The sequence below is a fragment of the Polaribacter ponticola genome (assembly GCF_026191475.2).
In the GTDB taxonomy this organism is placed as follows: Bacteria; Bacteroidota; Bacteroidia; order Flavobacteriales; family Flavobacteriaceae; genus Polaribacter; species Polaribacter ponticola.
The window spans coordinates 2,166,594-2,187,647 of the sequence record NZ_JAOSLC020000003.1 but is presented as its reverse complement, the minus strand read 5'-3'; the positions used below and the strand labels follow the sequence as shown (position 1 = coordinate 2,187,647).

14 protein-coding genes (1 of these 14 cut by a window edge) are annotated in these 21,054 nt (G+C 31.1%); all 14 read right to left on the bottom strand.

The genetic code is table 11. From position 1 onward, the window contains the following. Window positions 1-13: 13 nt before the first annotated feature. A complete protein-coding gene (locus N5A56_RS15115) occupies window positions 14-652 on the bottom strand; it encodes a lipoprotein signal peptidase (protein ID WP_265726917.1) in 639 nt (212 codons plus the stop codon). Between the two features lie 86 nt (window positions 653-738). Continuing rightward, window positions 739-1,275 (bottom strand): hypothetical protein, encoded by a 537-nt coding sequence (locus N5A56_RS15110; protein WP_265726916.1) that lies wholly within the window; start codon window positions 1,273-1,275, stop codon window positions 739-741. 110 nt (window positions 1,276-1,385) lie between these two features. Next, a complete protein-coding gene (locus N5A56_RS15105; RefSeq protein WP_265726915.1) occupies window positions 1,386-1,763 on the bottom strand; it encodes a TraR/DksA family transcriptional regulator in 378 nt (125 codons plus the stop codon). Between the two features lie 4 nt (window positions 1,764-1,767). Next, window positions 1,768-5,238 carry an isoleucine--tRNA ligase gene (ileS, locus tag N5A56_RS15100; protein ID WP_265726914.1) on the bottom strand — a complete coding sequence of 1,157 codons (3,471 nt, stop codon included), beginning with the start codon at window positions 5,236-5,238 and terminating at the stop codon, window positions 1,768-1,770. 342 nt (window positions 5,239-5,580) lie between these two features. Then, the gene (locus N5A56_RS15095; protein ID WP_274270529.1) at window positions 5,581-7,491 is read right to left on the bottom strand and encodes an OmpA family protein; all 1,911 of its coding nucleotides are present in this window, start codon (window positions 7,489-7,491) and stop codon (window positions 5,581-5,583) included. Between the two features lie 349 nt (window positions 7,492-7,840). Beyond that, window positions 7,841-8,758, bottom strand: a complete 918-nt coding sequence (locus N5A56_RS15090) for a PorP/SprF family type IX secretion system membrane protein (protein WP_265726911.1) — start codon at window positions 8,756-8,758, stop codon at window positions 7,841-7,843. Between the two features lie 18 nt (window positions 8,759-8,776). Further along, entirely contained in the window at window positions 8,777-10,543 is a 1,767-nt protein-coding gene (locus N5A56_RS15085) for a T9SS type B sorting domain-containing protein (protein ID WP_274270528.1), read from the bottom strand. Between the two features lie 8 nt (window positions 10,544-10,551). Then, on the bottom strand, window positions 10,552-11,454 hold the full coding sequence (locus N5A56_RS15080) for a hypothetical protein (protein ID WP_274270527.1): 903 nt from the start codon (window positions 11,452-11,454) through the stop codon (window positions 10,552-10,554). Between the two features lie 455 nt (window positions 11,455-11,909). Further along, window positions 11,910-13,382 carry an OmpA family protein gene (locus tag N5A56_RS15075; protein ID WP_274270526.1) on the bottom strand — a complete coding sequence of 491 codons (1,473 nt, stop codon included), beginning with the start codon at window positions 13,380-13,382 and terminating at the stop codon, window positions 11,910-11,912. 50 nt (window positions 13,383-13,432) lie between these two features. After that, entirely contained in the window at window positions 13,433-13,636 is a 204-nt protein-coding gene (locus tag N5A56_RS15070; RefSeq protein ID WP_274270525.1) for a hypothetical protein, read from the bottom strand. Further along, window positions 13,633-14,283 carry a tetratricopeptide repeat protein gene (locus N5A56_RS15065; RefSeq protein ID WP_265726908.1) on the bottom strand — a complete coding sequence of 217 codons (651 nt, stop codon included), beginning with the start codon at window positions 14,281-14,283 and terminating at the stop codon, window positions 13,633-13,635. Before N5A56_RS15065 ends, N5A56_RS15070 begins: the two co-directional genes overlap by 4 nt. A 16-nt stretch (window positions 14,284-14,299) precedes the next feature. Continuing rightward, window positions 14,300-14,803: a PorP/SprF family type IX secretion system membrane protein gene (locus tag N5A56_RS17560; protein WP_337994855.1), complete on the bottom strand. Its 504-nt coding sequence runs from the start codon at window positions 14,801-14,803 to the stop codon at window positions 14,300-14,302. Window positions 14,804-14,823: 20 nt separating this feature from the next. Further along, the gene (locus tag N5A56_RS17555; RefSeq protein ID WP_337994814.1) at window positions 14,824-15,216 is read right to left on the bottom strand and encodes a PorP/SprF family type IX secretion system membrane protein; all 393 of its coding nucleotides are present in this window, start codon (window positions 15,214-15,216) and stop codon (window positions 14,824-14,826) included. Between the two features lie 20 nt (window positions 15,217-15,236). Beyond that, window positions 15,237-21,054, bottom strand: partial view of a tandem-95 repeat protein gene (locus N5A56_RS15055; RefSeq protein WP_265726906.1) — the 3' end only. The gene runs 24,437 nt beyond the window's last position; 5,818 of the gene's 30,255 nt are visible here — the last part of the coding sequence; the start codon falls outside the window, past its right edge; it ends in the stop codon at window positions 15,237-15,239.

Sequence of the window (21,054 nt, the reverse complement as noted above, 5' to 3'; positions counted from 1 at the left end):
TAAAAATTTATAATTAAGATTTCTGATTCTCAGAAAACTCTTTTACTTTCTTTTCTTCTTTTGGAAAAGCCTGCTTGCTAAAAATAAAAAGCAAAGCAACTCCTATAGAAATGTAAGAATCTGCAGGGTTGAATATATATTGAAAAAAAGTAAACATTTCTCCACCAATAAACGGAATCCAATCTGGTAAATTACCGCTCCAAATAGGAAAATAAAACATATCTACAACTTTACCATAAAGCATTTCTCCATAAGGTTCATCTGCAAATAATGTAGCTACTTTATGGTTAGAATCATCAAAAATAACACCATAAAAAAGAGAATCTATAATATTACCTACAGCACCAGAAAATATTAATGAAATTCCAATTATAACAGCATTATGCACTTTCTTTTTAATATTACTAGCTAGCCAATAAACAATACCAGAAACGGCTACAATTCTAAATAAGGTTAAAAAAAGCTTCCCTGCTTTTCCTCCAAATTCAAATCCCATTGCCATTCCATTATTTTCTACAAAATGAATTTTAAACCAACTAAAAACCTCAAAACCATCGCCTAAGGCGTAATGTGTTTTTACATAAATTTTTATAACTTGATCTAAAATAATTGCTACTAAAATTGTAAGAATTGCAAGATTCTTTTTTGACATCTTTTTTAAATTTTGAAACACAAAAATAACATTATTATTGTGTTTATTTTGTCGTTAAGAAAATATTAGCTTTTATACTCGTTATGCTAAATTTTTTTGATATGTTTTTTCTTTTTTTGATATGTTTTTTTGTAAAAAATATCATCAACTTTTATTTTTCCAATATTTGAAACTACAGAAATATTAGCACTTTTTATATGTCCATAAATATTACCAGAATACAACTTTACTTTTATATTATCTTGAATATTATTAAGTTTTACAATACCTTTTTCTAAGTATACCTCTAAACCACCTTTATAATCCTTAGATTCGAAGCTTAAATTTTCTCCAAAAATTGTTACTTTTTTATCTTTAGGTATTTTTATACTTGCATTTGCTCTTTGCAATCTTTTAGTAATAAACTTTCTAAAAACAGTTTCTTCTGTTACTATTTCAGAAATTTTAAATTCTAATTGTGCTGTTTTATTTTCTGATTTAAAAACGATATGCTGTTTGTTAGAATTTTCTGCATACAAAGTAATTTCAATAAAGTTAGAAGTTGAATTTTCAATAACAAAACTATCTAAACCAATTGTAGAAATTTCTATTTCATTAACAGCTGTGTCAAATTTTTTTATCACTTTTTTCTGCGAAAAAATCACAGTATTAATCAATAGAAATGATATTATAAATATTTTTCTCATAAAAAAAGCTTCTTAAAAAGAAGCTTTTATATTTTAATAAAAATTAATTATTGTTTACGTTTTGCCTCAATACTTAAAGTTGCATGTGGCACTAACTTTAAACGCTCTTTCTGTATTAGTTTACCAGTAACTCTACAAACGCCATAAGTTCCGTTTTCAATTCTTAATAAAGCATTATTTAAGTCTCTAATAAACTTTTCTTGCCTTATAGCTAATTGTACATTTTTTTCTTTATTCATTACCTCAGATCCTTCATCAAAAGATTTAAAAGATGATGAAGTATCATTAGTACCATTATCTGCATCGTTTTTATACGCCGCTTTTAAAGCTACTAAATCTTGTTCTGCTCTAGCAATTTTTTTATTAATAATTTCTCTAAATTCTTTTAAATCTTGTTCTAAGTATTTTACTCTAACATCAGACATGCTATTATATTTTTTCTATTAATATTTTACTTTTAATGGTATCAAATTCAATTTCTATACCATTATTTAATTCGTCTACAAAAACTAACTCACTAGTTAATGTTTCACTCATTATGTAATCTTCATTTTCAGTAATAGATTGTTGTAAGTTTTCAAAATTTAAAACTGTTAACTTTATTTTATCTGTAACTTCTAAACCTGTGTCTTTACGTGCGTTCTGAATTCTGTTTACCAACTCTCTGGCAACACCTTCTTTACGTAATTCTTCTGTTATTGTTACATCTAAAGCAACTGTTAAAACTCCTTCATTGGCAACTAACCAACCTTCTATATCCTTCGAGGAAATTTCCACATCAGCAATATCCAAAGTTATATTTTTTCCATTAATTTCTATAGAAATGTTTTTATCTTTTTCTATTTTGTTAATATCTTCTTGATTAAACTTCTGAACCTCAGCAGCTATAAAACGCATATCTTTTCCAAATTTTGGACCTAAAGCCTTAAAGTTTGGCTTAATATGCTTAATAAGGATGTCTGAAGCATCTTCCATTAACTGAATTTCCTTAATATTAACTTCATGTTTTATCAAGTTTGCAACTGCTAAAATTTCTTCTTTCTGTTGCACATTGTCAACAGGAATCATTATTTTTTGTAATGGTTGGCGAACTTTTATCTTTTCTTTAGCTCTTAACGATAACACTAAAGATGATATTGTTTGAGCGCTTTCCATTTTACGCTCTAAACTCTTGTTTACAAAGTTCTCTTCGTATTTAGGAAAATCTGATAAATGAATACTTTCTGAAGTTTCTTTACCAGTAACAGTGTTTAAATCTTGATATAATCTGTCCATAAAAAATGGCGCAATTGGCGATGCTAATTTTGCAATTGTTACCATACAAGTATATAATGTTTGGTAAGCAGAAATTTTATCTGTCTGATAATCTCCTTTCCAAAAACGTCTTCTACTTAAACGAACATACCAATTACTTAAATACTCTTGCGTAAAGTCTGAAATTGCTCTTGCAGCTCTTGTTGGTTCATATTCATCATAAAACTTATCTACTTTTGCAATTAAAGTATGTAGTTCAGATAAAATCCATCTATCCAACTCTGGTCTATCTTCTAAAGCTATATCTGCTTCTTTGTAAGAAAACCCATCAATATTTGTGTATAAAGTAAAGAAAGAATAGGTGTTATATAATGTTCCAAAAAACTTACGCCTAACTTCTTCAATTCCTTCTAAATCGAATTTTAAATTATCCCAAGGATTAGCATTAGAAATCATATACCATCTTGTGGCATCTGCTCCATACTTTCCTAAAGTTTCAAAAGGATCTGCTGCATTACCTAAACGTTTAGACATTTTATGTCCGTTTTTGTCTAAAACTAAACCGTTAGAAACTACATTTTTATAGGCAACAGAATCAAAAACCATCGTTGCAATTGCATGTAAAGTATAAAACCAACCACGTGTTTGATCTACTCCTTCTGCAATAAAATCTGCTGGAAAAGATTCGTTCTCGTCAATTTTTTGTTTGTTCTCAAACGGATAATGCCATTGTGCATAAGGCATAGAACCAGAATCGAACCAAACATCAATTAAATCGCTTTCTCGTTTCATTGGTTGCCCTGAATCTGAAACTAATACAATTTCATCAACTATATTTTTATGCAAATCTATTTTTGCATAATTTTCTTCGGACATATTATCAACTTCAAAGCTTGCAAATATGTCTTCGCTCATTATACCTGCGTCTACGGCACGTAGCATTTCTGCTTTTAATTCTTTTACAGAACCAATACAAATTTCTTCTTTACCATCTTCTGTTCTCCAGATTGGTAATGGAATTCCCCAATAACGAGAACGAGATAAATTCCAATCATTTGCATTTGCTAACCAATTACCAAAACGACCTGTTCCAGTAGATTCTGGTTTCCAGTTAATGGTTTTGTTTAACTCGTGCATTCTATCTTTTACATCTGTTACTTTAATAAACCAAGAATCTAATGGATAATATAAAATTGGCTTATCGGTTCTCCAACAATTAGGGTAACTATGTTTGTATTTTTCCACTTTAAAGGCTTTGTTTTCATTCTTTAGTTTTAAACCTAAACGTTCATCCACAGATAAATATTTATCTTGATTTTTTAAAACATCAACCATTTTTTCTTGCTGAATTTTTAATTCAGTTTCAAAATCACCTTCATTTAAATATTCAGATTTAACATATTCACTTGCAAAACCATAAATATCATCTTTAATTTCTTTTCTAAATTTACCCTGTAGATCTACTAAAGGTACTAAATTATCATTTTCATCTTTTACTAATAAAGGTGGAATTTCTGGACTTGCTTGTTTAGCAACTAAAGCATCATCTGCTCCAAAAGTTGGTGCTGTATGTACAATTCCTGTACCATCTTCAGTAGTTACAAAATCTCCAGAAATTACTCTAAAAGCATCTTGTTTGTTCTCAAAATCTAGATTAAAGTCTAGTAATTGCTCATACTTTATACCTACTAAATCTGCTCCTTTATGTTCTGAACAAATTAAATAAGGGATTTTTTTATCTCCAGAATTATATGCAGTAAGTTCTTCTACAGTTTTAGCTTCAAAATTATTTTTTCCTGCAAATTGTTTACCTACTAATTTCTTTGCTAAAATAACATGAACTGGCTCAAAAGTATATTGATTATAAGTTGCAACAACTACGTACTCTATTTTAGGGCCAACTGTTAATGCTGTATTACTTGGCAACGTCCAAGGTGTGGTTGTCCAAGCTATAAAGTTTAAATGATCGTACTTTTTTAAAGAATCTGGCAACGTGCTTTCTATTACCTTAAATTGCGCAACAATTGTTGTGTCTGTTACATCTTGGTAAGTACCTGGTTGATTTAATTCGTGAGAACTTAAACCTGTACCTGCTTTTGGAGAATATGGCTGAATTGTATACCCTTTATAAATTAATTCTTTATTATAAATTTGTTTTAATAACCACCAAACAGACTCCATATATTTAGGCTCATAAGTAATATACGGATCTTCCATATCTACCCAATAACCCATCTTTTCTGTTAAATCGTTCCAGATATCTGTATAACGCATCACTGCTTTTCTACAGGCTGCATTATAGTCTTCAACAGAAATTTTCTTACCAATATCTTCTTTAGTAATTCCTAATTCTTTCTCAACTCCTAATTCAATAGGTAAACCATGAGTATCCCAACCAGCTTTACGCTTAACTTGGTAACCTTTCATGGTTTTATATCTTGGAAAAATATCTTTTATAGCTCTTGCTAAAACATGGTGTACACCTGGTAAACCATTTGCAGATGGTGGCCCTTCAAAAAACACATATGGTTTTGCGTTTTCTCTTGAAGTTACACTCTTCTCAAAAATATTATTTTCTTGCCAATAACTTAGAATTTCTTCTGCTACTTTTGGTAAGTCAAGTCCTTTATATTCAGGAAATTTCATCTGATTCTATTTGTTTTAATTTTTATTGGAGAGCTCTAAAATTTAATTCTATTTTAAGTATTTAACCTAAAATCACTTAAACACTTAAAAACTAAAGCATTCACCTTCATTTTCTCTCTTTTCAATTGAGAATGCGAAATTAAGGATTTTCTTGATTTTATTCCATAAAAAAACACCTCTTTACAAAAGAGGTGTTACTTCTATTAAAATTATAGTATTAATTTATTTTTAACATTTGTCCTATTTCAATATTATTACTAGTTAATCCGTTTAATTTTTTAAGTATATATACAGAAACTTTATATTTACTTGCAATAAAAAATAAGGTTTGTTTTGGTTGAACTATATGTATAATCGATTTCTTTTTTTGCTTGTTAAACCTTTCTTGTCTTCAGAAATTAATAAAACCTGATTTAAAAAAATCTCATTAGATTTTAAATTATTTATCTTCTTTAATTTACTAACACTTAAATTGTAAGCTTTTGATATTGAATACAAAGTTTCACCTATACTCACAATATGAGATTTTAATGCAGTTTCTTGGATATTTATTGGTGAAATATTCTTTTCTTTTATTACAATTTCCTCATAAAGTGGTTTGTTTTTAGAATTTATTTTACTTCCATCAACATTCAAAATCACAAATGCTGTTCTTCTATTTGCTTGATGCTGTACTTCTTTACAATTTACAGTGTTTGTATGCATATCATTATCAATACATTTATTTGTTAGTTTAGATTCTCCATAGCCTTTACCTTTTATTCTGTAAGAATCAATACCATTATAAATAATATAATCTACCGTAGATTCTGCTCTTCTTTGTGACAATAACTCATTATAAGCTGCTCTTCCTCTGGAATCTGTATGCGAAGTAGATTCTACTTTTAAGTTAGGATATTTATTCATAACTTCTACTATATGATCTAACTCTTTAGCTGCATCTGGTCTTATATCCCATTTATTATAATCAAAATAAATTGAATTTATTTTGATTACCAACTCATCTTGTGTGTTATAAACAAAATCATCAATTATTTCTAAAGAGAATTCTAAATTTAACTCAACTGATACTTCATCGGAAGTTTCGAAATACTCTGTATCAGGTGAATAATAATCTTTTGAAGCTGTTATAGCAAATTTTTGATTACAAGGTAATTTTATCGAAAACATACCTAAACTATCTGCTGCAGTTTCTTTAATTGTTTTACCAAAAGTATCTTTTAACGATAGTTTAGCATAAGGCAAATGTTTTTTAAATTTCGATTCTTTTACAATTCCTTTAATTAATTGACTACAAACAGTATCTGATTTCTCATCAAAAATTTGTTCTACAGCATAAATATCATCATCTCCTAAGCCGCCTTCTCTGTTAGAGGACAAATATCCTTTTTTAGTTATAGGATTAATAGAAAATGCAAAATCATCTAATGTTGAATTTATTGGGTGTTTTAAATTAGTTGGCTTTTTAAAGTTATTTCCTTTTGATTTACTTGCGAACACATCTAAAGATCCAATTCCAAAATGACCATCTGAAGAAAAATATAATGTATTATCTTCAGAAATATATGGAAACATTTCTCTCCCCTCTGTATTTATAGTTGGTCCTAAATTTTGAGGAATACTATACATTCCATTATGGTCGATTCTAACAAAATAAAGATCTGTTTTACCTAATCCTCCGGGCATATTAGAAGTAAAGTACAATAGTTTTCCATCTTTACTAACTGAAGGGTGACCTACAGAATACTCATCACTACAAAATGGTAATTCTTTTATATTTTTCCATTCATTTTCTATGAATTCAGCTTTATAAATTTTTAGATTATTATACCCCTTTTGATCTACATTAAAACTTCCATTATTATAATTATTTCTAGTAAAGTACATCGTTTTATAATCTGGAGAAAATGAAACTGAAGATTCATGATATATTTCATTAATTTCTTTAGAAAATGGTTTTTTACCTCGTTTAGAACTTATTTCATCTTTATTAACTTGAAAGATATCCAAGAAACTTTTTTCATTTCTCTTGTCTATTCTATCAATAATTTTATTTCGTGTTGATGGTGATGAAAAAAGTATTGTATTTCTATATTCCGTAACCCCAAAATCTGAGTATTCTGTATTTATTGCATATAAATTTTGTACCCTATATTCAGGTTTATTATTTCTTAATTCTGATAAAACAGCTGCATTATTTATAAATCTTTTCCCTCTTGAATCTTCTTTTTTTAACTCGTGAAATTTTTTCATCCAAACCATAGAACTCCTTAAAACTTCCTATAGCTCTTAAGGTTTGAGCGTATTTAAAAAGATACTCTGCATCTTGCGGTACATAAGAATGGAATAATTGTGCATATACTTTGGATGCTTCTTTCATTTGAGCATTTAAGTAATAACTATCTCCTAATCTTTTTAAAACATATGCCGTTTTTTTCTTATCGGCTAATTTTTTATACTCTCTAGCTGCTCTTATATATGATAGATTCTCGAAATAAGTATCTGCTAACGCTGTTGCTTTACTTTGTCCAAGTAAGGAAAAGAAACTAAATAAAAGTACAATTGTAATCTGTATATTTTTTTCATTATTGTAGTTTTATAGCTAAAAGAATCTTGGAGATTGAATTTTAATATTTTCAAAACCAAAATTGAATAGTAATAATACTTCATGACTACCAGAATTAAATTCTTGCAAATTTGTTAAAGTATGATCATATGCATATCCAATTCTTAAAGTTTTACTAACTCTAAAATTTATCATTGTAGAAAAAGACTCATCTAATCTATAAGATAAACCCGCTTCTATTTTATTGTTAAATAGCACATTTCCAGAAAAATCTATAGATAAAGGAGCACCTTTTATAGCTTTAGTCATTATAGAAGGTTTTAGTTTTAAATTTTGAGAAATAGTAAATACATAACCCGTTGTAATAAATAAGTGCTGAGCTTCAGACGCTCTAGTTACTTGACCTCCACTTTTATCAAAATGAATACTTTTTAACAAATTTGGTATTGATAAACCGGCGTAAAACTTATTCGTATAATAAAAAGCTCCAACACCAAAATTTGGAAAAGCTTTATTAGGGTTTAAATTATTTATTAATGCATCTCCCTCTGTAACGCCTTTTAAACAAGGTATACAAAGGTTATAAAATGTATAACCCGCTTTTAAACCTAAAGCTAATTTTGCGTTATTATCTAATGTTAAATTATATGAAAAATCTCCATATATATTTTGTTCTTCTAGAGGACCTAATTTATCTGCTATAACAGACAAACCCAACCCTACATTTTTACCCACTGGTGAATGAACTCCAAGAGTTATTGTTTTGGGTGCTCCGTCAAAACCAACCCATTGAGATCTTGCTAAAAAATTAATATTTAAAGCTTCTTTAGATCCAGCATATGCAGGGTTTAAGATATTCATATTATACATATACTGTGTATATTGAGCATCTTGTTGCCCATGCGCAGACATTGTAAATAATATAACTGCAATGATTCCTATAATTTTTTTCATTTGTATTGCGTATATAATTTATCTATTTAAATAAACCCATCCTTTTATAGGTGAAGTTTTACCATCATTATAATAAACAATATAATAGTAAGTTCCTGCAGGTAAAGGCTTACTCTTATTTAAAGTTAATCTCCCTGTAGAATAACCATCCCACCAAAGAGGAGATGTTTTTCCGCTATTATTATAATCATAAACTTTATTTCCTAGTCTATTATAAATTTCTAATTTAAAATTTGGATATCCTAATAATGATGAAATCACAAAAGTATCATTTATTCCATCTCCATTGGGTGTAAAAGTGTTTGGTAGACCTCCACAAGTAGTAATATCTAAATAATCTGGTATATTATCACTATCACAATCTAATAAATATTCATTAATAGTTAGAATTTCATCACCATCATCATCAATATCTAAATAATCTGCAATACTATCTCCATCTGTATCATCATCCATTGGATCTCCATCAGCATCTATATCCTCATCTATTGTGTTAACTCCATCTCCATCATCATCTATATCTAAATAGTTTGCAATACCATCTCCATCTGAATCATCATCCATTGGATCGCCATCGGTATCTATATCCTCATCTATTGTGTTAACTCCATCTCCATCATCATCTATATCTAAATAGTTTGCAATACCATCTCCATCTGAATCATCATCCATTGGATCGCCATCAGCATCTATATCCTCATCTAAAGTATTTACTCCATCGCCATCATCATCTATATCTAAATAGTTTGCAATACCATCTCCATCTGAATCATCATCCATTGGATTTCCGTCTGTATCTATATCCTCATCTAGAGTATTTACTCCATCTCCATCATCATCTATATCTAAATAGTTTGCAATACCATCTCCATCGGTGTCATCATCCATTGGATTTCCGTCTGCATCTATATCCTCATCTATTGTTTTTACCCCATCGCCATCATCATCTATATCTAAATAGTTTGCAATACCATCTCCATCGGTGTCATCATCCATTGGATTTCCGTCTGCATCTATATCCTCATCTATTGTATTTACCCCATCGCCATCATCGTCAATATCTTGAAAATCTCTTACTCCATCACCATCAGTGTCAATAATAGTATAATTTAAGTTTCCACTATCCACTACATTTTCTAAACCATCAAATAATCCGTTAGCTCCAGAACCTGTTAGAGAACCATCAATTACACCATCATTATTTACATCTAAAGCTCCTGAACCCGATTCTATAATATCATTAATACCATCATTATCTGAATCTAAATCGATATGATCTGGTATACCATCTCCATCAGTATCTAATGTGAAGTCCCCTCCATTTTCTTCTAAATCAGGAATCCCATCATTATCATCATCTATATCTATATGATCTGGAATCCCATCATTATCATTGTCATCTACATCAACATCTAAATAATTTGGGATACCATCACCATCTGTATCATCATTTGTAGGGTCGCCGTCATTATTAATATCTTCATCAATTGTATCAATTCCATCTCCATCATCATCTGTATCAAAAGCATCAACTAATCCATCTCCATCTGTATTTAAAGTACATTCTCCTCCAATTACATCTGAAGTTAAATCTCTTGGAATTATACCAAACACCTCAGAAGAAGAAGGATCAAAATTAGGGTTTACACCATCTGAATTTACCTCAATTAACATTGTAATATTGCTTATTTCTATTTGATCTGTAGTTAAACCTGTTAATGGAATTTTGTATTCTATTTCAATCCATTTTCCATCGTCTAGATCTTGAGTTTGCTGATTAGACAAAACTTGTTCTAAAAAAATGATCCAGAAGATACTGTATTTATTGTTGCTGATATTGGCAATACATAATCTCCTGAAAAATCTCTTCTATTGTCAAATAAATAGGCTCTAATTGTTATAGTTTCATTTACTTTTAAAAGATATGGTGTAGTTATATTAAAAACCATCTTACCAGGCCCACCAATTGGGTCGAACCCATTTAAAAATAAATTATTTCCAGGAGCTAAATCTCCACCTATTAAATTTACATAATTTGAAATTGTGGAATACACTAAATTTACATCTGTATCTCCAGAAGTATCAATAGTACCGTCTGAGAAATATATTTTTTTATAAGAATTTGTTACTTGTTCTGTACAACCTTCATCTATATCTAAAACACCATCATTATCATCATCATCATCACATCCGTTTGGAATACCGTCAGAATCGTTATCTTCTAAATCATTAAAACCTTCACAAATATCTAAAGAGTCTAAAACTCCGTCGCCATCGATATCTGCATCTACTTTTACTTTAATTTCTGCATTCTTACAATTGTTTTCATTTCCATTTTCGCAAATTGAATACGTTAAAATAAAAACTTTAGAAGGAGTTCCTGCTGGCACATTAACATCTCCATTTTCAGAAATTGTTACGCCAGCTAAGTTCCCTGTTGAGAGTAAAGTTGTGGTAATTGTAGCAGAAGAAGCTGTTACACCATCTACAGTATCATTTACTAATACATTACCAGCAACACCACCAACGATACCATTTACATTAGTTACAGAAAAATCATCATCTAATGCAATAATATTTACTTGAGCACTACTTAAACTTGTTAAAAATAACAGAAATATAAATAATAAAAAACGGGAGTATTCTCTATTATTTATCTTTTTTTTGAAATTAAAAAGTCTGTACCTTTTTTTCATTTTTTTATTTTGATTTGATACCATTCTAACTATTGAAACTATTTTTAAACTTATTTATTTAGATTACTAGTAGTTTTTTCATTAATGTATAAGGTTAATTTTAGGCATATAAAAATATGTTAAATGCACCAATTTATTGGTATTAAAAAAAGCTTTAATTGTAGCAAGTAAATTTCTTTACTATATCTTAAGCAGATGCTATATTTGTAGAAAGAAAAGTTATTAGTAAACTGTACAATAACTTTATTTATAGAATATGGGGGCTTCATAATAAATAACTTAACATAGTTAAGTTACTAATATACATGATTTTTTAAAAAATAGATAACTTTTATGATGAAAAAATTGAATAGATTTTAGAGCTAATGTTTTTAATAAAATAATTTAATCATTACTTGTTATAAACAAAAATTAGCGCCTATTAGAGCGCTAATTTATATGTTGCTTTTAACAATTTATTTAATTTTTAATACTTGTCCTTTTTTAATGCTATTACTTTTTAACTTATTTAAACTTTTTAGTTTTTTAACTGTTAAATTGTGCTTAACAGCAATAGCATATAAAGTTTCATTAGCTTTAACTGTATATGTACTTTTATTTACGTCTACATTTGGCGCTATAACTCCGTTATGATTTGGGTCTATAATTAACAATTGATTTAAGTAAACATTATTACTTTTAAGGTTATTAATTTTCTTTAATAAATTAATTTCTAATTTATATTTTTCTGCAATAGAGTATAACGTTTCCCCTTTACTTACAATATGAGTTTTTAAATCCGATTGAGGGTCTTCTTCTATTTCTTCTTCAACCTCCTCTTCTTCTTGAATAAATTCTTTCTCTTTAGAGCTAATTTTTGTACCATCTACATTTAAAATTACAAACGAAGTTCTTCTGTTTGCTTGATGCTGTGCTTCTGTACATTTTACTCTATTTGTGTGATTATCATTATCTACACACTTATTGGTTAATTGAGATTCTCCAAAACCTTTACCCGAAATTCGATCTAATTTTATTCCTTTATAAGTGATATAATCTACTGTAGATTCTGCTCTACGTTGAGACAGTAACTCATTATAAGACGCTCTACCTCTTGCATCTGTATGGGAAGTAGATTTTACTTTTATCTTAGGGTATTTTACCATTACACTAACAATATGATCTAACTCTAATGCTGCATCAGATCTTATATTCCATTTATTATAATCAAAATAAATAGAGTTAATTTTAATTATTAATTCATCTCTTTCATTATAAACAAAATCGTCTGTTATCTCTAAAGAAAAATCTAAATCTAATTCTACTGCAACTTCATCTGTAGTCTCAAAATACTTAGTATCTGGTTTATAATATTCTTTTGCTGCAGTAATGGCGAATTTTTGATTACAAGGTAATTTAAACGTAAACTTACCTATTTTGTCTGCAATTGTATCTTTAACCACATTACCTAAAGCATCTTTTAGAGTAAGTTTAGCAAAAGGTAAATGTTTTTTAAATTTAGACTCTCTTACAAAACCCGTTATAACTTGATCACATTCTACTATTTTAATTTCTTCTGTTACGATTTGTTCTACAGAATAAATATCATCATCTCCAAGACCACCTACTCTATTTGAAGATAAATATCCTTTTCTAGTAATTGGATTTATTGAAAAAGCAAAATCATCTAATTTAGAATTTACAGGTGCTTTTAAATTTACTGGTTCTTGAAACTTATTATCTAAAGATTTACTAGCAAAAACATCTAAAGCTCCTATTCCGAAATGACCGTCTGATGAAAAGTATAGGGTCTTATCTTCCGATATAAACGGAAACATTTCTCTACCTTCTGTATTGATGGTTTTTCCTAAATTCATAGGTTCTCCATAAGTTTTATCTTCATTTATAGTTACATAATAAATATCTGTTTTACCAAAACCACCTTCCATGTCTGAAGTAAAAAATAAGCGTTTACCATCTTTACTTACAGATGGATGACCTACAGAATATTCGTTACTACAAAAGGTAGTTCTTTTATATTAATCCAATTATCATCTACAAGATCTGCTTTATATATTTTAAGTTTATTATACCCATCTTTATCAACCTTATAATCTCCTTCGTTATAGTTGTTTCTAGTAAAATAAATAGTTTTATTATCTGGTGAAAAAGAAATAGAAGACTCATGATATTTTTCATTCAATTCTTTAGAAAAAGTTTTTTTGATCCTTTTAATTTTATGTCATCTTTATTAACTTGAAAAATATCTAAAAAATTTCTATTGTTTCTAGTATGAGTTCTTTTTACAAACCTATTTAAATCTCTTGGAGAAGAAAATAAAATTGTGTTTTTATATTCTGTAACACCAAAATCTGAATATTTCGTGTTTATTTTCTCTAAATTTTCTACCCTATAATCTGGTTTATTATCTCTAATTTCAGCTAAAATAGCTTTTGCTTCAGTAAAATTCTGACCTCGAACGTCTTCCTTTTTTACTGTATTAAATTTCTTCATCCAGAATTTTGATTCTTCAAAATTTCCAATGGCTCTTAATGATTGGGCATATTTAAAAGCATAATCTTCATCATCGAAATCAACAAAAGCTGTAAATAACCTTGCATAAGCATCTGCAGCTTCTTCCATTTGAACATTGTTATAATAACAATCTCCTAACTTCTTTAAAATATACGCAGTTGGTTTTTTCTCTGCTAACTTCTTATACTCTAAGGCAGCTTTTACAAATGATAAATTTTCAAAATATATGTCTGCTTGCTTAGTTTCTTTAGTTTGTCCAAAAATGGCTAAAGAACTAAATAAAAGTACGATTGTAATTTGTATTGTTTTTTTCATAATTGAATTATTAAAACTAAAAGAATCTTGGAGATTTAATTTTATTACTCTCAAAGTCGAAATTAAAAAGTAAAAATACTTCATGACTTCCAGAATTAAATTGACCTAAATTTGTTAATGTATAATCATAGGCATACCCTATTCTTAAGTTCTTTCTTACTCTTACATTAACTAAAGCAGATATAGATTCGTCTAACCTATAAGATAATCCTGCCTCAAACTTATCATAGAAAAGTACATTTCCGGAAAAATCTATAGATAAAGGTGCCCCTTCTGCAGCCTTTACCATTAAAGAAGGTTTTAATTTTAAATCATACGATAAATCAAATACATAACCAGAAGTTAAGAAAAAATGCTTCCTTTCTGAAGCTCTTGTTACTTGACCACCGCTTTTTTCGAAATGAAAAGTTTGTAATAAATTAGGTATAGATAATCCTGCGTAAAATTTATCTGTATGATAAAATGCTCCAAAACCAATATTTGGTAACGCTTTATTAGCGTTATTATTTACAAATGCTATATCATCTGGATTCGTTGTTTCTAAACATGGTAAACATAAGTTAAAAAAGTATAACCAGCTTTTAGACCTAAAGCTAACTTAGCATTATCACTTACATTTAGTGTATAAGAAAAATCTCCATAAATATTCTGCTCTTTTACTGGACCAAGTTCATCTACAATTACAGATAAACCTAATCCAACATTTTTACCAACTGGAGAATGTGCTCCGAACGTTAAAGTTCTTGGAGCTCCTTCTATTCCTACCCATTGTGATCTGGCTAAGAAATTAAGACTTAAAGCATCATAAGACCCAGCGTAAGCTGGGTTTATAATGTTCATATTATACATGTACTGAGTGTACTGTGGATCTTGTTGTGCTTTTGCAGAAATAGTAAACAATATAACTGCAATGATTACTATATATTTTTTCATTTGTATTGCGTTCATCTTAATTATCTGTTTAAATATACCCATCCGTTAATTGGTGCTCTTGTACCATCATTAAAGTAAATGATGTAATAATAAGTCCCTACTGGTAATGGTTTACTCTTATTTAATGTAAACCTTCCTGTAGAATAACCATCCCACCATAATGGATTTGTTTTACCACTATTGTTATAATCATAAACTTGATTACCCCATCTATTGTAAATTTCTAATTTAAAATTAGGATACTTAGATAATGCTGGTATTATAAACGTATCATTATTTCCATCTCCGTTTGGTGAAAATGCATTTGGTATCTTATCACAATCTGTAAGATCTATATGATCTGCAATATTATCTTCATCACAATCTAACATAAACTCATCTATTGTTAATATACCATCGCCATCATCATCTGAATCTAAATAATTAGGAATACCATCACCATCTGTATCATCATCTACAGGACTTGAATCTGAATTGATATCTTCATCAATAGTATCAATACTATCTCCATCATCATCTGTATCTAAATAATCTGGAACACCATCCCCGTCAGAATCTTGATCTAATGGACTATCATTATCTGAATCATAATCTTCATCTAAAGTATTAACTCCATCACCATCATCATCAATATCTAAATAATCTGCTATTCCATCGCCATCGGAATCATCATTCGTTGGATCTCCATCTCCATCTAAATCTTCATCTTTGGTTTTTACTCCATCACCATCATCATCTGTATCTTGGAAATTTCTAATTCCGTCGCCATCTGTATCCGTTAATTCATAATTTAAATTACCACTTTCGATAACATCTTCTACTCCATCGTACAATCCGTTAGCTCCAGAGCCTACATCAGAACCATCAATAACTCCATCATTATCTTCATCTAAAGCGCCACTTCCTGATTCTGCTAAATCTGTAATGCCATCGCCATCTGAATCTAAATCTAAATGATCTGGAATACCATCACCATCTGTATCTAATGTAAAGTCTCCTCCGTTTTCTATTAAATCTGGAATACCATCATTATCATCATCTAAATCATCTGAATCTGGAATACCGTCACCATCAGAATCAATGAAAGCAGAAATATCTAAATAATCTGGAATACCATCGCCATCGGAATCATCGTTTGTTGGATCGCCATCATTATTTGCATCTTCATCTTTTGTGTTAATGCCATCATTGTCATCATCTACATCTAAATAATCTGCTATTCCATCGCCATCGGAATCTTGATCTAAAGCATTATCATTATTTGGATCATAATCTTCATCAATTGTATCAATACCATCACCGTCATCATCGGTATCTAGATAATTTGGAATGCCATCACCATCTGTATCTTCAGAATAATCACCATCAGAATTTAGATCTTCATCTTTAGTATCAATTCCATCGCCATCATCATCTGTATCTAAATAATTTGGAATACCATCGCCATCTGTATCATCATTTGTTGGTTCTCCATCTGCATCAATATCTTCATCTTTAGTATTAATTCCATCGCCATCATCATCGATATCTTGGAAATCTGGAATACCATCGCCGTCTGTATCTGTTATATTATGATTTAAAGTACCACTTTCGGCAGTATCTTCAACTCCATCAAACAATCCATTTGCTCCAGAACCTGTGTCTGCTCCATCAATTACTCCATCATTATCGGCATCTAAAGCTCCACTTCCAGATTCTACTACATCATTAACACCATCGCCATCTGAATCTAAATCTAAATGATCTGGAATGCCATCGCCATCTGTATCTAATGTAAAGTCTCCTCCATTTTCAACTAAATCTGGAATACCATCATTATCATCATCTAAATCAATAGAATCTGGAACTCCATCACCATCTGTATCATCTGTATCTAAATAGTCTGGAATACCATCGCCATCAGAATCATCATTCGTTGGGTCTCCATCACCATCATTATCTTCATCTTTAGTATCAATGCCATCGCCATCATCATCGGTATCTAAATAATCTGGAATGCCATCGCCATCAGAATCATCATTTGTTGAATCTCCATCACCATTTATATCTTCATCTGCAGTATCTACACCATCACCATCATCATCGGTATCCAAATAATCTGGAATGCCATCGCCATCAGAATCATCATTTGTTGAATCGCCATCGCCATCAATATCTTCATCTTTTGTATCTACACCATCGCCATCGTCATCAGTATCTAAATAATCTGGAATGCCATCGCCATCGGAATCATCGTTTGTTGGATCTCCATCGCCATCAATATCTTCATCTTTTGTATCTACACCATCACCATCGTCATCAGTATCTAAATAATCTGGAATGCCATCGCCATCAGAATCATCAGAATAATCATCATCTCCATTAATATCTTCATTAGCTGTATCAACACCATCACCATCATCATCGGTATCTAAATAGTTTGGAATGCCATCGCCATCAGAATCATCATTTGTTGGGTCTCCATCTGCATCAACATCTTCATCTTTAGTATTAATTCCATCTCCATCATCATCAATATCTTGGAAATCTGGGATGCCATCGCCATCTGTATCTATTATATCGTGATTTAAAGTACCGCTTTCAGCAACATTTTCTACGCCATCAAATAGTCCATTAGATCCTGAACCTACATCTGAACCATCGATTACTCCATCATTATCTGCATCTAAAGCTCCACTTCCAGATTCTACAACATCATTAATACCGTCTCCATCGGAATCTAAATCTAAATGATCAGGAATACCATCGCCATCTGTATCTAATGTAAAGTCTCCTCCGTTTTCTACCAAATCTGGAATACCATCATTATCATCATCTAAATCGATAGAATCTGGAACTCCATCTCCATCATTATCATCATCGTCTAAATAGTCTGGAATACCATCGCCATCATCATCATCATTTGTGAAATCTCCATCACCATTTACATCTTCATCTTCTGTAGGAATACCATCGCCATCATCATCAGTATCTAAATAGTCTGGGATACCATCACCATCCGAATCGTCATTTGTTGAATCGCCATCGCCATCTATATCTTCGTCTGCAGTATCTATTCCATCACCGTCATCATCAGTATCCAAATAATCTGGAATGCCATCGCCATCGGAATCATCATCATTAGGATCGCCATCGCTATCTATATCCTCATCAGCTGTATCTACGCCATCGCCATCATCATCAGTATCTAAGTAATTTGGAATGCCGTCGCCATCGGAATCATCATTTGTTAAGTCACCATCATTATTTATGTCTTCATCTGATGTATCTATTCCATCGCCATCGTCATCAGTATCTAAATAATTTGGAATACCATCGCCATCGGAATCATCATTTGTTGGGTCTCCATCGGAATCGATATCTTCATCTGATGTAGCTACTCCATCATTATCATCATCTGAGTCTAAATAATCTGGAATACCATCGTTATCGGAATCTTGATCTGAAGCATTGCTATTACTACCATCATAATCTTCATCTATTGTATCAATACCATCGCCATCATCATCGGAATCTAAATAATTTGGAATACCATCGCCATCGGTATCATCTGAATAATCGCCATCTGCATTAATATCTTCGTCAACTGTATCTATTCCGTCACCATCATCATCGGTATCTAAATAATTTGGGATTCCATCTCCATCGGAATCTAAAGGATTACCATTTACATCAAGAATGTATTCTTCTGATGTTGGAACTCCATCTCCATCATCATCTACATCTTGGAAGTCTGGAATACCATCGCCATCTGTATCCGTTAAAGTGTGATTTAAATTACCACTTTCTGCTCCATCTTCTAAACCGTCAAATAAACCATTTCCGCCAAAATCTGCAGGATTACCATCAATAACACCATCATTATCTGCATCTAATGCTCGAGAACCAGATTCTACAACATCATTAATTCCGTCTCCATCCGAATCTAAATCTAAATGATCTGGAATACCATCGCCATCGGTATCTAATGTTGGGTCTCCTCCATTTTCATCTAAATCTGGAATACCATCATTATCATCATCTAAATCTATTGAATCTGGAATACCGTCGCCATCATTATCTTCTCCTTCTAAATAATCTGGAATGCCATCGCCATCGGAATCATCATTCGTTGGATCTCCATCATTATTTGCATCTTCATCTGCTGTATCAATTCCATCGCCATCATCATCGGTATCTAAATAATTCGGAATGCCATCGCCATCGGAATCGTCATTTGATAAATCGCCATCATTGTTGATATCTTCATCAGCCGTGTCTACTCCATCGCCATCATCATCGGTATCTAAATAATTTGGAATGCCATCGCCATCGGTATCATCTGAATAATCAGAATCTCCATTAACATCTTCGTCTGCTGTATCTACTCCATCGCCATCATCATCGGTATCTAAATAGTTTGGAATACCGTCGCCATCTGTATCATCGTTTGTAGGATCTCCATCATTGTTGATATCTTCATCTTTTGTATCTATACCATCACCATCATCATCTACATCTTGAAAATCTGGAATACCATCACCGTCTGTATCTATAGGATCTGATGTTGTTCCACTTTCTGGAGCATCTTCAACTCCATCAAATAATCCGTTTGCTCCAGAACCAGTTAATGCTGCATCAATAACACCATCATTGTCTGAATCTAAATGCCCATTACCTGCTTCAACCACATCATTAATTCCATCGCCATCTGCATCTAAATCTAAAGAATCTATAATTCCATCACCATCTGTATCTCTTAAAGGATCTCCATCTTGTTCAACTAAATCTGGAATACCATCATTATCATCATCTAAATCAATAGAATCTGGAATGCCATCGCCATCGAAATCGTCTCCATCTAAATAATCTGGAATGCCATCACCATCGGAATCATCATCAGTTAGATCATTATTATTGTTATTATCTTCATCAGCCGTATCAACTCCATCGCCATCATCATCGGTATCTAAATAGTTTGGAATGCCATCGCCATCAGTATCATCATTTGTAAGATCGCCATCATTATCGATGTCTTCATCCGATGTATCAACTCCATCGCCATCATCATCGGTATCTAAATAGTTTGGAATGCCATCGCCATCGGAATCATCATCATTAGGGTTTCCATCTGAATCTATATCTTCATCTGCAGTGTCTACTCCATCTCCATCGTCATCAGTATCTAAATAGTTTGGAATGCCATCGCCATCGGAGTCATCATTAAGATCTCCATCACCGTTGATATCTTCATCTGCTGTGTCAATACCATCGCCATCATCATCTGTATCTAAATAATTTGGAATACCATCGCCATCTGTATCATCATTTGTTAAATCTCCATCATTGTTGATATCTTCATCAGCCGTATCAACTCCATCCCCATCATCATCTGTATCTAAATAGTTTGGAATTCCGTCACCATCGGTATCGTCTGAATAATCACCGTCATTATTTATATCTTCATCAGTAGTGTCTACTCCATCGCCATCATCATCAGTATCTAAATAATTTGGAATACCATCGCCATCTGAATCTATTGGGTCTCCGTTTACATCTAAAACATATTCTTCTGATGTTGGGATACCGTCATTATCATCATCAATATCTTGAAAATCTGAAATACCATCGCCATCTGAATCTATTGGGTCGCTTGTCGTACCACTTTCTGGAGTAGTTTCAACTCCATCAAATAATCCGTTTGCTCCAGAACCAGTTTCTGATCCATCTATAACTCCGTCATTATCTGCATCTGGTTGACCTAATCCTGATTCTGTAAGGTCATTAATTCCATCTCCATCTGAGTCTAAATCTAATGAATCTATTATTCCGTCTCCATCAGTATCTCTTAAAGGGTCT

Coding starts and splice junctions, on each gene's coding strand:
- N5A56_RS15115 (WP_265726917.1), bottom strand. CDS start 652: ATGTCAAAAAAGAATCTTGCAATTCTTACAATTTTAGTAGCAATTATT.
- N5A56_RS15105 (WP_265726915.1), bottom strand. CDS start 1,763: ATGTCTGATGTTAGAGTAAAATACTTAGAACAAGATTTAAAAGAATTT.
- ileS (WP_265726914.1), bottom strand. CDS start 5,238: ATGAAATTTCCTGAATATAAAGGACTTGACTTACCAAAAGTAGCAGAA.
- N5A56_RS15095 (WP_274270529.1), bottom strand. CDS start 7,491: ATGAAAAAATTTCACGAGTTAAAAAAAGAAGATTCAAGAGGGAAAAGA.
- N5A56_RS15090 (WP_265726911.1), bottom strand. CDS start 8,758: ATGAAAAAAATTATAGGAATCATTGCAGTTATATTATTTACAATGTCT.
- N5A56_RS15080 (WP_274270527.1), bottom strand. CDS start 11,454: ATGAAAAAAAGGTACAGACTTTTTAATTTCAAAAAAAAGATAAATAAT.
- N5A56_RS15075 (WP_274270526.1), bottom strand. CDS start 13,382: ATGGAAGGTGGTTTTGGTAAAACAGATATTTATTATGTAACTATAAAT.
- N5A56_RS15065 (WP_265726908.1), bottom strand. CDS start 14,283: ATGAAAAAAACAATACAAATTACAATCGTACTTTTATTTAGTTCTTTA.
- N5A56_RS17555 (WP_337994814.1), bottom strand. CDS start 15,216: ATGAAAAAATATATAGTAATCATTGCAGTTATATTGTTTACTATTTCT.